The organism is Mesorhizobium sp. WSM4306, assembly GCF_007003975.1.
Taxonomy (GTDB): domain Bacteria; phylum Pseudomonadota; class Alphaproteobacteria; order Rhizobiales; family Rhizobiaceae; genus Mesorhizobium.
Window position 1 is genome coordinate 211,910 of record NZ_VFTC01000002.1, and the last position, 12,990, is coordinate 224,899.

The window sequence follows — 12,990 nt, forward strand, 5'->3', positions numbered from 1 at the left end:
GGTTTTACAGTTGCTTTTCTCCCGAAAACAGTGGGAGTATCGCGCCAGCGGGCGGTCAAAAGCACCGCCCCACAGAGCCGTTTCGGAACGACGGCCGGGAGCAATAAAGAGAGGACTATCATGCGTATTGCACTGCGTATCGCGCTCGCCGCATCGGCTGCGCTGCTGACGCTTGGCGTCGCCCAGGCTCAGGAAACCCTGAGGATCGGCACCGAAGGCGCCTACCCACCCTTCAACAATTTGACCTCCGATGGCCAGCTCGTCGGCTTCGACATCGACATCGCCAAGGCGCTCTGCGACGAGATCAAGGTCAAGTGCACCTTCGTCGCCCAGGATTGGGACGGCATCATTCCGGCGCTGCAGGCCGGCAAGTTCGACGCTATCGTCGCCTCGATGTCGATCACGCCCGAGCGTCTGGAAAAGGTCGATTTCACGCACAAATACTACAACACGCCATCGGCGATCGCCGTGCCGAAGGACTCGACCCTCAAGGGCGTGACCAAGGAAGATTTGGCCGGCAAGACCATCGGCGTCGCAACGACGACGACGCATTTCAACTATGCCTCGAAGACTTATACGGACAGCACCATCAAGGGCTATCCGAGCAGCCCCGAGGAACAAGCCGATCTCGCCAATGGGCGTCTCGACGCGATCGAGGACGACATCGTCGTGCTGCAGCAGTTCCTGGATTCGGCTGATGGCGCCTGTTGCAAGATTCTCGGCCAGCCCTCGCCGCAGCCGGTCGAGATCTTTGGACCGGGCGCCGGCATCGCCGTGCGCAAGGGCGAGACGGATCTGGTCAACAAGTTGAACAGCGCCATCGACGCCATCCGCGCCAACGGAAAGTACAAGGAAATCAACGACAAGTACTTCAAGTTCGACGTCTTCGGCGCCGAGTCCTGATTATCTGAAACAAGGCGGCAGGGGAAATTCTCCTGCCACTTTGGCCTGACAGAAGTGGAGACAAGACCCGTCAATGCCAAGCCAGAACATATGGATACTTCTCACTTGGGGACCCGATGGCTGGATTGACGATATTGCCTATGGCGCGCTGGTCACCATCGCGCTTGCGTTGGCGACACTGCCCATCGGCCTGACGATCGGCTTTTTCGTCGCCTGGGCCAAACAATCCGAAGAACCGTCGCTGCGGCTGGCAGCCAACATCTACACCACCGTCTTCCGCGGCTTGCCGGAACTGGTGACGCTGTTCCTGTTTTTCTTCGGCGTACCAATCCTGTTGCAGCACCTCGTGCGATATTTCCAGCCAGACGCGACCATCGACGTCAACAGCTTCGTCGCCGGCATGATCGTGCTGTCGCTGATCTTTTCATCCTATGCCAGCGAGGTGTTTCTTTCAGCCTTTCGAGCCATACCGAAAGGTCAGTACGAGGGCGGCTACGCCATCGGCCTTTCGAACTGGCTGACCATGCGCAAGGTGATCTTGCCGCAACTCCTTCGCATCGCGTTTCCCGGACTTGAGAACTGCTGGCTTAGCCTGCTCAAGGATACGTCGCTGGTGTCGGTCGTCGGCCTCGCCGAGACGCTGCGCAATGCCTACACAGCCGCCCGCGTTACCAAGCACGCTTTCCTTTTTTATGGCGTTGCGGCCATGGTCTTCCTTGGTCTGGCTGTCGTTTCATCCTTTGCCACCAGCGCGATCCTGCGCTCGCTCGGCCGGCGAGAGGCGCAACGATGAGCATCACCGCCGCCATGGTCGAACGACCGCCACCCCGGGCGCGCGGCTGGCCGCGCAGCCGTGTCATCGGCTATGCGATGGTCGGTTTCTGGATCCTGTTCGGCCTCGGCATCGTCAGCTATCTGATCTTTGCCTGGAACGCCGACTTCTTCGCCAAATATGCCCCGGCCTATCTGAAGGGCCTGCAAACCACGCTGCTGCTGGTCTGCATATCGATGGTGCTCGGAGCGATCCTGTCGGTGCCGGTCGCTTATGGGCGCATGTCTGCCAACCGGTTCCTGTCCGGCCTAGCCTATTGCTATGTCTATTTCTTCCGCGGCACGCCGCTGCTGGTCCAGACCTATCTGGTCTACTACGGACTGGGATCGTTCAGGGCGGAACTTGGTGCCTTGGGGACTTACTTGCCGGTCGTCAGTGATTGGTTCCAAATTGCGCCCCACGTGAGTGTTCCGGCCGGAGTCACCATCGAGTGGTTCACCCTTTGGGATTTTTTCAAAGACGCCTTCAACTGCGGTGTGTTTGCCTTCGCACTCAACACCGCCGCCTATCAGGCCGAGATCCTGCGCGGCGCCATCGAAAGCGTGCCGAGAGGCCAGTGGGAGGGTGCTGCTTCGCTCGGCCTGCACAAATTGCAGACGCTGCGCAAGATCATCCTGCCGCAAGCGCTGATCGTCGCCTTGCGTCCCTATGGCAACGAGTTGATCCTGATGGTCAAGGCTTCGGCCATCGTCGCCATCATCACCGTTTACGATTTGATGGGTCAGGCCAAGCTTGCCTTTGCCAATTCGTTCGACATCCAGGCCTATATCTGGGTCGCTCTTGTCTATCTGGTGATGGTTGAAATCTTGCGCCATGGCGTTGAATGGATCGAACGCCGGATTACCATACATCTGAAGCGCTGACTGGTCGGCTGTACCAGTCGATCGGCTCATGCGCGTCTTGACGAATTGCGCGCAGAGCCTAGAGCTTGCGCGGACAATTTCGCTTCCATCTGAAGGGCAAACCTATGGCATCTGTGGCATTTCTCGGTCTTGGCGTGATGGGCTATCCCATGGCCGGGCACCTCAAGAACAAAGGCGGCCACGACATCACGGTATACAACCGCACCGCGGCGAAGGCCGAGCAATGGGTGGCCCAGCATGGCGGCAAGCTTGCTTTGACGCCGGCCGAGGCCGCCGAGGGCAAGGATTTCGTGTTCTCCTGCGTCGGCAATGACGACGATCTGCGCTCGGTGACGACCGGGGCCAAAGGCGCCTTTTCCGCGATGAAGAAAGGTTCGGTGTTCATCGACAACACCACCGCCTCGGCCGAGGTGGCGCGAGAACTGGCCGACGCCGCGCAAAACGCCGGCTTTTCCTTCCTTGATGCGCCGGTCTCCGGCGGCCAGGCGGGCGCGGAAAACGGCGTGCTGACCGTCATGGTCGGCGGTGAGCAGGACGCCTACGACAAGGCCAGACCGGTCATCGACGCCTTTGCCCGCATGGTCGGGCTGATGGGACCGTCGGGTGCGGGTCAGCTTACCAAGATGATCAACCAGATCACCATTGCCGGGCTGGTGCAGGGACTGGCCGAAGGCATCCATTTCGGCAAGAAGGCCGGGCTCGACATCGAGAAGGTCATCGAGGTGATCTCCAAGGGTGCTGCCGGTTCCTGGCAGATGGAAAACCGCCACAAGACGATGAATGCCGGCAAATATGATTTCGGTTTTGCCGTCGACTGGATGCGCAAGGATCTCGGCATCTGCCTTGATGAAGCCGACCGCAATGGCGCCAAACTGCCGGTGACCGCCCTCGTCGACCAGTTCTACAAGGATGTACAGGCGATGGGCGGCAAGCGCTGGGATACCTCGTCCTTGCTGGCGCGCCTGGAAAAATAGGCGGGATGGTCGAGCTATCGCCCCAATCCAGCGCCGACGACATCGTCGCGCATTTGCGGTCGATCGGCTCGGAGGACAATCGCCGCGGCATGCTGCGCTACGGCATCAAGATCGAACGCGCGCTCGGCATCTCGCACGGCATGCAGCGGCAGATCGCCAGGAAGATCAAGCGCAACCACGAGCGCGCCTTCGAGCTCTGGCAGACCGGCATCATGGAGGCGCAGTTCATCGCTTCCGTCACGGCCGACCCGAAGCGCTTTTCCGCAGACGATGCAAGGCGATGGGCGGCGTCTTTCGATTCCTGGGATATCGTTGACGGCGTCTCCGATCTCTTCGTCGACACGGACGCCTGGAAGGAACTGATCGAAGAGTTCGCAGCGGACGAGCGGGAGTTCGTTCGACGCACGGCCTTTGCCATGATGGCCTGGTCCGTCGTGCACCGGAAGCAAGAGCCGGTAGCGACCTTCCTCGGCTTCCTGCCGATCATCGAAGCGCATGCCACCGACAGCCGCAATTTCGTGAAGAAGGCGGTAAACTGGGCGCTTCGTTCGATCGGCAAGCGATCGGTGGAGATGCACGGCGCTGCCCTTGCCGTGGCCGAACGCCTGGCGCAGTCGACCGACAAGACGGCGCGCTGGAACGGCAAGGATGCAGTCCGGGAGCTGACCAATGCCAAAACGCTCGAGCGGATCGCCGCCAGAAAGGCCTGATCTCGCGAAACTCCGGTTCACTGAGGTGACGCGGAAAACCCACGCCGATTTCGAAAACCTGTTCGAAGCGCCGGGCGGACCGAAATATTGCTGGTGCATGGCCTGGCGCCATTCCAGCCGCGAGCATGTCGAGAACGATGAGAAGAAGCGCATGATGATGGCGTCTATCGAGGCCGGTACGCCGGTCGGCATCCTGGCCGAACTCGATGGCAAGACCATTGGCTGGTGTTCGGTCGCGCCGCGCCAGACCTACCGCAAACTGTCGCCCGGACAAGACGATGGCGAGACCGGCATCTGGTCGATCGTCTGCTTTTATGTGCCGAGGGCGCTGCGCGGCGGCGGTCTGGCGGCAGCGTTGCTTGACGCGGCCGTCGACCATGCCTTCGCCAAGGGCGCCAAGACGATCGAGGCCTACCCCATCGACCAGGCCTCGCCGAGCTACCGCTTCATGGGATTTCGCGACATGTTCACCGCTCGCGGCTTCCACGAGATCGGCATGGCCGGCTCTCGCAGACATGTGATGCGGCTCGAGCGTTGACGCAATCGGCCACGGCGTCTTTACTCCCAGCACGAAGGAAGCGGCCAATGAGCAATCCTCTCAAATCGACCCTGGCGCTCGCAACCATGTTGCTGGCATCCACTGCGTTCGATGCCTCGGCGCAAACCGCGCATATCTTCTGGAAGGATCTGCGGCCGGCGACGCAGGCGGTGGCCGAAGATGCCAACCTGCCGATGATCGCGGCAAAACTGCCCGATCATGGCGAAACACTGTCGCTCAACCTGCAGGACAAAACGATACAATTAGCCGGCTATGCATTGCCGGTCGACCGCGACGGCGACTTCGTCTACCAGTTCCTGCTCGTGCCGTGGACAGGCGCCTGCAGCCACATGCCGACGCCGCCGCCGAACCAGATCGTGCTGGTCACGCCGGCCCGTCCCTTCAAGATGCTAGAAGCCTATCAGGCGGTCGCCGTCACCGGCGCCTTGCAGCCCGGCATGGAGAAGAGCCAGCTCTTCATTCTCGACGGCGTCAGCACCATCCAGTCGGGCTATACCGTGCGCAAAGCCGAGGTGGTGGCTGTCGACAACGTGCCGGATACGATCACGCTGCCGGTCAACTCGCCCTGGACTTTTCTCAACAAAAAGAAGAACTAGCGGGCTGAGTCTTAAGCGGCGTTGGCCCCGGATTCCTTGTCCAGCACCATGTAGTCGAGCGGCATTTCGGTCGTGTATTTGATCTGCTCCATGGCGAAGGACGACGACACGTCGCGGATCTCGATCTTGGCGATCAGCCGCTTGTAGAAGGCGTCGTAGGCGGCGATGTCGGGCACAACCACGCGCAGGAGATAATCGACGTCGCCACTCATGCGGTAGAACTCGACCACCTCAGGAAATTCCTGGATGACTTCGGAGAACCGCCGCAGCCATTCATGGCTGTGCGAATTGGTGCGGATCGACACGAAGACGGTGACGCGCACATTGACCTTTTCGTGGTCGAGAATGGCGACGCGCCGCTTGATGACACCCTCTTCCTCGAGCTTCTGGATGCGCCGCCAGCACGGCGTCGTCGACAGGCCGACCTTCTTGGCGACATCGGCAACCGCGAGCGTCGCGTCCTCCTGCAGGAGGCGGAGAATTTTTCTGTCGAGGCGATCCATTGAGATGCTCCCTGGTGCATGCCGCGTTCCCTCGGGCGCGACGCGCTTTGGGAATAGATTGGCTATACTCCTTCTTATTGTGGCCTTTCACAAGAAAGAAATTCTGCCGAATGGCATAAAAGCGAGTGATATCTTGCTTAAAGCTTAAGCAATGCGATAGCGGATTTCCGATCTCAGGAAGGGCAGCAAATCCATTTCAAACCATGGATTCTGCTTCAGCCAGCCGGAGTTGCGCCAGGAAGGATGCGGCAGCGGCAGCACTTTCGGGCTGGCCGGCGTATTCCAGCTGGCGCGCCAGTCCCTCACGGTTTCGGTCAGCGAAGGTCGCCTTGCTTCACCCATATGCCAGGACTGCGCGTAGGAGCCGATGGTCAGAACCAGATCGATCTGCGGCATCAACGCCATCAGCGGCCCGCGCCAGGCCGGCGCGCATTCGCGGCGCGGCGGCAGGTCGCCGCCCTTGGCGTCCTGGCCGGGAAAGCAGAACCCCATCGGCACGATGGCGAATTTCTCCGTGTCGTAGAATTCCTCCGCGCTGACACCCAACCAGCTTCGCAAGCGGTCGCCGGACGCGTCGGTGAACGGCATGCCGGACAAATGCACCTTGGTGCCCGGCGCCTGGCCGGCGAGCAGGATGCGGGCGCTGGATGACGGCAGCAGCACCGGGCGCGGCTCATGCGGCAGCGGCCGGCCGAGCGGATTGTCGACGCAGATGCGGCAGGCGCGGACCTTTGCCGTCAGGCGTTCGAGGTCTGCATCCATCTCAGGCGGAGGCGCTCGGCCGGCTCGAGACGGCGCTGTACCAGCGCAGCACGTTGGCGCACTCGTCCGGTACCTTGATGCGCGCCGGTTTCATGAAATCGATGGCGATCATCCCGGTGATATCGGCGATCGAATAGGTGTCGCCGGCGGTGAATTCCCGGTTTGCCAGTTCGGTGTCGAGCAGGTTCAGGAATTCGACCGCTTTCGCCTTGTTGGCCTCGCCCCATTCGGGGATCTGCGGAATTTCCCACTCCTTCATTGCCGGATGGATGTGGCGAAAGGCCTGAGCGACGCAACTGAGCAGATTGAACTCCATGCGCCTTTGCCACATCTCGACCTTGGCCTTGCCGAGCGCGCCTTGCCCGAACAGCGCCGGCTCTGGCTGCAATTCCTCGAAATAGCGACAGATGGCAACGGATTCGGTGAGGATGCTGCCGTCGTCGAGCTCAAGCACCGGCAGCCGCTGCAGCGGGTTGCGCGAGCTGACCGGCTCCTGCTTGTGACCCATTGCGCCCATGTCGACCGGCACTAGCGGCACCTCGATGCCTTTCTCGGCGAGGAAGACCCGGACACGCCGCGGATTGGGAGCGCGGCCACCGTCGAACAGTTTCATCTCAATCCTCCCGATCTTGCTGGCAGACTATAGGACACGGCGCGCTTCTCATCGGAAGCGAAAGATTTCGCGCAAGGCGTCATCGAGCGAAGCCAGCGTGCCGTGCCGTCTTTCGACCGGGCCTTGATGGTGGCTTTCGCGCCAGTCCTGCGGCGCGTCAAAGGTGCCGGCCCAGATCCCGGCCTTATCGGCGCGGGCAACGGCCTGCTCGGTTTCGTAGTCGCCGTAGGCAATGGCCCAGCCGGCCTCGACCTGGGCCCGGTTGAGGTCCTTGCCGCCGGCCTTGCAGTCGCCGAGCAGGCGGCCGTAGCGGTCGCGCTGCCAGCCGCTGCAGGTCACCGGATTGCTGGATATCAGCCGCACCAGCGCCTGGCGCGCCAGCCTCCCGCAGGCATAGTCGGCGCCGTCCTTGCGGCATATCTGCTGGTATTCCGGAGCATCGATGCCGCGCATGCGGATGCGTTCAGTGCCAAGGCTCAGCGAATCGCCGTCATTGACGATCGCGGCGCCCTCCGCCTTGCGCGTCTCGAAGCGGTCGAGGCGCGCGGCGACCAGGATCAGCAGGCCCAGCACGAGAACGGTCAGCGCGTAATCCAGCAATCTGCGCCACAGGCTTCGCGGCGGTGGCGGATAGTATCGCCGGCGCGGCCTTGGCGACCACGAACGCCTCATATGGCAAACAGTCTCTTAATCATTCGAACGTAGCTTAACGAATTGAGATCGCTGCGCGCATAAATTGAAGTTTCCATGCCTCTGCTACGCTCGAACACAGCGGATAAATTCATTGTGGACCGCAGGAAACCGCACCGCAACAGTGATGTGGCGCGCGCGGTGCGCAGAACGCGCGACCGTCTTTCGCAACAGGTCGGCAATCTCGACTTCGACCGCGAGCTCCTGAAGCTGCATGCCCGCGCCATGGTGGGGGGTGCGACCGTCATTCCGCTTTTGGTGCTGGCGATCGCGGCAACCGGGCTGCTGGCGGGCATGGACAAGCAGATCAGCATCTGGGCGCTGTTCACGCTCATCTGCTATTCGATCGTTGCCTTCATGGCGCGGCGCGTCGAACGCACCGAAGCGGCCGAACTCGACCCTATTTTAACACGCCGGGATTTTCTGATCGGCCATTCGCTGTGCGGCCTCGGCTGGGGCTGGTTCGCCTGGCTCGGCTGCGCCTCCTGCCAGATCGATTATTTCCCGGTGATCAAGGCGATGGTGCTGCTGCTGGCGATGGCAGCGACCGCAATTACGGCGTCGTCCTTGCGCAGCGCGCTGCTCGCCACCTTTGTCATTCCGGTGGCGGTCTATGCCTATGCCGAATCAAAACTGTGGATGTCGGTCGAGACGATGATGGTCGCACTGCTGATCGCGGCTCTGCCGTTCTTCGCCTACTTCGCGCGTCATCTCAACCACTCGTCGCTGATGCTTCTGTCGTTCCGCTCCGAAAAGGATGCGTTGCTCGCCGAGGTAGAGACGGCAAAATCGATGTCGGACGAGGCCCGTCGGCGGGCCGAAGACGCCAACCTGGCGAAGTCGCGCTTTCTCGCCTCGATGAGCCATGAGCTGAGGACACCGCTCAACGCCATTCTCGGTTTTTCCGAGGTGATGGCCAATGAGGTGCTGGGGCCGATGAGCAATCCCACCTACCGCGACTACGCCCGCGACGTGCACGATTCCGGCCAGCATCTGCTCGACCTGATCAACGAAATCCTCGACCTGTCGCGCATCGAGGCCGGCCGCTACCAGCTCAACGAGGAGCCGGTGATGCTGCTCCACATCGCCGAAGACTGCTGCCACATGATGGAGTTGAAGGCGCGCAACAAGGACATCCGCATCGTCCAGGATTTTGAAATCGCCTTGCCGCGCCTGTTCGCCGACGAGCGCGCGGTGCGACAGATCATCCTCAACCTTTTGTCAAATGCCATCAAGTTCACCGCCACCGGCGGCGAAGTTCGTGTGCGTGTCGGCTGGACGGCGGGCGGCGGCCAATACATTTCGGTCAAGGACAACGGACCGGGCATTCCGGAGGACGAAATCCCGGTCGTGCTGTCCGCCTTCGGCCAGGGCTCGATCGCCATCAAGAGCGCCGAACAGGGCACGGGGCTCGGGCTGCCGATCGTGCAGGGCCTGCTCGCCATGCATGGCGGCGAATTCGAACTTCTTTCCAAATTGCGCGAAGGCACCGAGGCGATCGCCATCTTCCCGCTCAGCCGGGTGATGGAGGAATTGCCGGCGCTGCCGACCAAGGCGGTAGCGGCGCGGCGGCGCTAGCGGCCTGTTCTATGCTTTGACCGCAGCCGCCATGCCCGAACTGGTAAGCGCGGCGGCCTTGACCAGGCCAGCGGCAAGGGCCGCCCCTACTCCCTCGCCGTGGCTGACGCCGAGATCGAGCAGCGGAATGAGGCCGAGCCGCTCGGCGGCAAGCCTTTGGCCGGGCTCTTGCGACAGGCTGGCCAGCAGACAATGGTCGAGCACCGCGGGATTGGCGGCGTGCAGCACGGCGGCCGCGGCGGTTGCGGCAAAGCCGTCGAGCAGCACCGGGATCTTCTGCATCCGGGCAGCGATGATGGCGCCGGCGATGGCCGCGAATTCGCGTCCGCCGACCCGGCGCAACGCTTCCAGCGGGTCCTTGAGAGCCGCACCATGGAAGGCAAGGGCGGCGTCGACCACGTCAGCCTTGCGCGCCTGCATCGCCGCGTCTGCACCCGATCCCGGACCGACCCAGTCGGCGCCGCTGCCGCCGAACAGGGCCGCGCACAAGGCTGCCGCGACGGTGGAGTTGCCGACGCCGAGATCGCCAAGGCAGATCAGATCGGCGCCGCCGGCAATCGCTTCCATGCCGAAGGCCATGGTGGCGGCGCAGCCGCGCTCGTCGAGGGCCGCGTCCTCGGTGATATCGGCGGTCGCAATGTGCAGCGCCAGGTCGAACACCTTGAGGCCAAGATCGTTGGCGATGCAAACCTGATTGATCGCGGCACCGCCGGCAGCGCAAAGCTCGACGGCGTTGGCGGTCGCAGCCACAGTGCGCGGCGAAATGCCGTGCCGGGTGACGCCATGGTTGCCGGCGAAAATCGCCACCAGGGGCCGGTTCACCGCCGGCGGCGCGCGGCCGCTCCAGGTGGCCAGCCAGGCCGCGATGTCCTCGATGCGGCCGAGCGAACCCATCGGCTTGTCGGCCTTGGCAAACAGCGTGCGCACGCGCGCCGCGGCCGTCTCGTCGGCCGACGGCAGGTTTGCCAGCAGATCGCGGAAATCGTCGAAAGGCAGTGCGCTGGTCATGACGTCGGTGCTCATCTCCAAGATTGCCAAGCGGCATAGCCGCCTTGCCCGGCCGGCACAACCGTCAAGCCGCAACACCGGGCCGTGCCGCAAAAGCGGCTGCCGGCGGCGAAATCCGGAGGGCTTGCATTGGCTTTGCCGTTGCACCATGTGGAAGCGAGACAAGGGATACCTAGAAGGGATTCTCAAGAGAACATCATGACGGCCATCGAATCTCCGTGCATCCTGGTCTGTTCGATCGACATGAAAACCGGCTTCTGTTTCGGGTGTGGCCGCACGCGCGATGAAATCGGCGCCTGGATGGGCATGACGTCGGAAAACCGCCGCAGCGTCATGGCCGAATTGCCGGCCCGGCTGGAAACGGTCGAGCGCCGGCCGCGCCGGGAAACACGCCGCAGCCGCATGGCGCGCGAGCGCGACGTCCTCTCGTGAAACGGCAGACCCAATGAACCGACTGTTCTGGATCGTGATGGCGGCAATCGGCGTCGCGCTGGTGCTGCTGATGCTCAACAACGACGCCGGCAGCACGTTCGGCATCGAGAACTACGATTTCAGCCGGCTGGTCTGGTTGGGCGCGATCGGCTTGCTGGTCAGCGCCGGCCTTGTCCGATCCGGCAGGCCGCTCGGCGCCATGGCCCGCAATCTCGGCACCTGGGCCGTGATCGTGCTGGCGCTCGTCGCCGGGTACCAGTACCGCTACGAGTTGCAAGACTTCGCCAGCCGCGTGACGGCCGGCCTCGTTCCCGGCAGCCCGCTGGCGCTCGGCGTCGAGGATGGCCATGCGACTGTGACCCTGGACAAGGCCGACAGCGGCCATTTCGAAGCCCGTATCACGATCAATGGCGCGCCGATCCGAACCGTTGTCGACACTGGCGCGACCAGCACGGTGCTCACTGCCGAAGACGCGCAAGCGGCCGGCTTCAATCCGGCAGCGCTGAGCTTCACCGTTCCGGTCTCGACCGCCAACGGCATGGCGCGCGCCGCTTCGGTGAGGACCGACGAACTGGCGATCGGCGGCATCGTACGCAAGAACATGCAGGTCACGGTCGCCGCACCGGGCACGCTCAGCCAGAGCCTGCTCGGCATGAATTTTATTGGCTCGCTGTCGGGTTTCGACGTGCGCGGCGACAGGATGATTTTGCGCGACTGAACCGCTTAAGCGGCCTTTTCAACACGGTCGAAATCGACGGCAGCGAACGCTGCCTTCAGCACATCCGGTCCCGCACCGGATTTCGTTGCGTCGGTCGACAGAATCTGCCGGAAGCGGCGCGCGCCAGGCAGGCCGTGGAACAGCCCGACCATGTGGCGGGTGACATGGCCGAGCCGGCCACCCTGCTCGATATGGCGCGCAGCGTAATCCGCCATCGTGTCGATCAGCGCGGCAAAATCGAACGCCTCGGCCTTGTCGCCGTAAAACCTCGCATCGACGCCCGCAAGAATGCCCGGCGTGTGGTAGGCGGCGCGGCCAAGCATGGCGCCATCGGCATGGTCGAGGTGACGGGCAGCCTCATCGAGCGATTGAATGCCGCCATTGATGCCAATGAATTTATTCGGTTTTCCGGCTTTGAGACGATAGACCCTGTCATAGTCGAGCGGCGGAATATCGCGATTTTCCTTCGGGCTCAGCCCCTCCAGCCAGGCCTTGCGGGCATGCACCCACAGCGCGTCGGCGCCGGCCGCGAACACGCCGTCGGCCAGCGCGTTGAGCGCAGGCTCGGGGTCCTGCTCGTCGACACCGATGCGGCATTTTACAGTAACCGGGATTTTTACCGCGCCCTTCATTGCAGCGACGCAATCGGCGACAAGGTCGGGCACTTTCATCAGGCATGCGCCGAATGTGCCCGACTGGACGCGGTCCGACGGGCAGCCGACATTGAGATTGATCTCGTCATAGCCGAAGGCCTCGCCGATGCGCGCCGCCTCGGCCAGCTTTTGCGGATCGGAGCCGCCGAGCTGCAGCGCCACCGGATGTTCGGCGTCATCAAAGCCAAGCAGCCGTTCGCGCGCACCATGGATGATAGCGTCGGCCACCACCATTTCGGTGTAGAGCAGCGCACGCCGCGTCAACTGGCGATGGAAGAACCGGCAATGCCGGTCCGTCCAGTCCATCATGGGGGCGACCGAGAGCCGGACGCTTTTGTAGTTGTTATCTTGCATTCCTGGTGGCTTTGCCGCTGCTACTTGCCGCTCACATAGGCGATTTCGTAGTGTTTTCCTACCCTCAACGCCGCGTCCGCCTCAGGCAGGTTAAGGCCCAGATTAGCGCGAGCTTTGTCGAGGTAGCTGTAGACGCCGACGGCGACCGCGCACCACGCAACGGTTAGATAGGCGACCGCGGTAGGTCCGCAGGGGTCAAGCTTGTGTAGAAACGCCGTGCCTCGCTCCAATCAGACCCGTGG

The 12,990-nt window shown here is 62.6% G+C and carries 15 protein-coding genes and 1 pseudogene; 10 read left to right on the forward strand and 6 right to left on the reverse strand.

What is annotated here, in order from left to right:
- Positions 1-120: 120 nt before the first annotated feature.
- From FJV77_RS04725 to FJV77_RS04755, 7 genes are all read left to right on the forward strand, one after another.
- Positions 121-903, forward strand: coding sequence for an ABC transporter substrate-binding protein (locus tag FJV77_RS04725; RefSeq protein ID WP_142865699.1), 783 nt, complete (start codon positions 121-123; stop codon positions 901-903).
- Between the two features lie 73 nt (positions 904-976).
- Positions 977-1,696 carry an ABC transporter permease gene (locus tag FJV77_RS04730; protein ID WP_142865700.1) on the forward strand — a complete coding sequence of 240 codons (720 nt, stop codon included), beginning with the start codon at positions 977-979 and terminating at the stop codon, positions 1,694-1,696.
- The gene (locus FJV77_RS04735; RefSeq protein WP_142865701.1) at positions 1,693-2,598 is read left to right on the forward strand and encodes an ABC transporter permease; all 906 of its coding nucleotides are present in this window, start codon (positions 1,693-1,695) and stop codon (positions 2,596-2,598) included. Before FJV77_RS04730 ends, FJV77_RS04735 begins: the two co-directional genes overlap by 4 nt.
- A gap of 104 nt (positions 2,599-2,702) precedes the next feature.
- Entirely contained in the window at positions 2,703-3,572 is an 870-nt protein-coding gene (locus FJV77_RS04740; RefSeq protein ID WP_142865702.1) for an NAD(P)-dependent oxidoreductase, read from the forward strand.
- A 5-nt stretch (positions 3,573-3,577) separates the two neighbouring features.
- A complete protein-coding gene (locus FJV77_RS04745; RefSeq protein ID WP_142865703.1) occupies positions 3,578-4,282 on the forward strand; it encodes a DNA alkylation repair protein in 705 nt (234 codons plus the stop codon).
- 25 nt (positions 4,283-4,307) lie between these two features.
- A complete protein-coding gene (locus FJV77_RS04750; protein WP_246691135.1) occupies positions 4,308-4,820 on the forward strand; it encodes a GNAT family N-acetyltransferase in 513 nt (170 codons plus the stop codon).
- Between the two features lie 47 nt (positions 4,821-4,867).
- A complete protein-coding gene (locus FJV77_RS04755) occupies positions 4,868-5,437 on the forward strand; it encodes a DUF3299 domain-containing protein (RefSeq protein ID WP_142865705.1) in 570 nt (189 codons plus the stop codon).
- Positions 5,438-5,448: 11 nt separating this feature from the next.
- Here the strand turns inward: FJV77_RS04755 and FJV77_RS04760 are convergent, their stop codons facing one another.
- From FJV77_RS04760 to FJV77_RS04775, 4 genes and pseudogenes are all read right to left on the reverse strand, one after another.
- A complete protein-coding gene (locus FJV77_RS04760; RefSeq protein WP_006333679.1) occupies positions 5,449-5,940 on the reverse strand; it encodes an Lrp/AsnC family transcriptional regulator in 492 nt (163 codons plus the stop codon).
- A 144-nt stretch (positions 5,941-6,084) separates the two neighbouring features.
- Positions 6,085-6,702: pseudogene (locus tag FJV77_RS04765) on the reverse strand (uracil-DNA glycosylase family protein); the annotation flags it as partial.
- 1 nt (position 6,703) lies between these two features.
- A complete protein-coding gene (locus FJV77_RS04770; protein ID WP_142865707.1) occupies positions 6,704-7,315 on the reverse strand; it encodes a glutathione S-transferase in 612 nt (203 codons plus the stop codon).
- A 48-nt stretch (positions 7,316-7,363) separates the two neighbouring features.
- Positions 7,364-7,987, reverse strand: a complete 624-nt coding sequence (locus FJV77_RS04775; protein WP_142865708.1) for a thermonuclease family protein — start codon at positions 7,985-7,987, stop codon at positions 7,364-7,366.
- A gap of 75 nt (positions 7,988-8,062) precedes the next feature.
- Here FJV77_RS04775 and FJV77_RS04780 point away from each other — a divergent pair, with 75 nt between their 5' ends.
- Complete coding sequence (locus FJV77_RS04780; protein WP_142865709.1) at positions 8,063-9,583, forward strand: HAMP domain-containing sensor histidine kinase; 1,521 nt, start codon at positions 8,063-8,065, stop codon at positions 9,581-9,583.
- Between the two features lie 9 nt (positions 9,584-9,592).
- Here FJV77_RS04780 and FJV77_RS04785 read toward each other — a convergent pair whose 3' ends face one another.
- The gene (locus FJV77_RS04785) at positions 9,593-10,591 is read right to left on the reverse strand and encodes a nicotinate-nucleotide--dimethylbenzimidazole phosphoribosyltransferase (RefSeq protein ID WP_142865863.1); all 999 of its coding nucleotides are present in this window, start codon (positions 10,589-10,591) and stop codon (positions 9,593-9,595) included.
- Between the two features lie 198 nt (positions 10,592-10,789).
- On the opposite strand from FJV77_RS04785, the gene FJV77_RS04790 reads away from it, so the two are divergent.
- The gene (locus FJV77_RS04790; RefSeq protein WP_142865710.1) at positions 10,790-11,023 is read left to right on the forward strand and encodes a DUF1289 domain-containing protein; all 234 of its coding nucleotides are present in this window, start codon (positions 10,790-10,792) and stop codon (positions 11,021-11,023) included.
- Positions 11,024-11,036: 13 nt separating this feature from the next.
- A complete protein-coding gene (locus tag FJV77_RS04795) occupies positions 11,037-11,741 on the forward strand; it encodes a TIGR02281 family clan AA aspartic protease (protein ID WP_142865711.1) in 705 nt (234 codons plus the stop codon).
- A 5-nt stretch (positions 11,742-11,746) separates the two neighbouring features.
- On the opposite strand, the gene dusA is transcribed toward FJV77_RS04795, so the two are convergent.
- A complete protein-coding gene (gene dusA / locus FJV77_RS04800; RefSeq protein ID WP_142865712.1) occupies positions 11,747-12,748 on the reverse strand; it encodes a tRNA dihydrouridine(20/20a) synthase DusA in 1,002 nt (333 codons plus the stop codon).
- Positions 12,749-12,990: the final 242 nt, after the last annotated feature.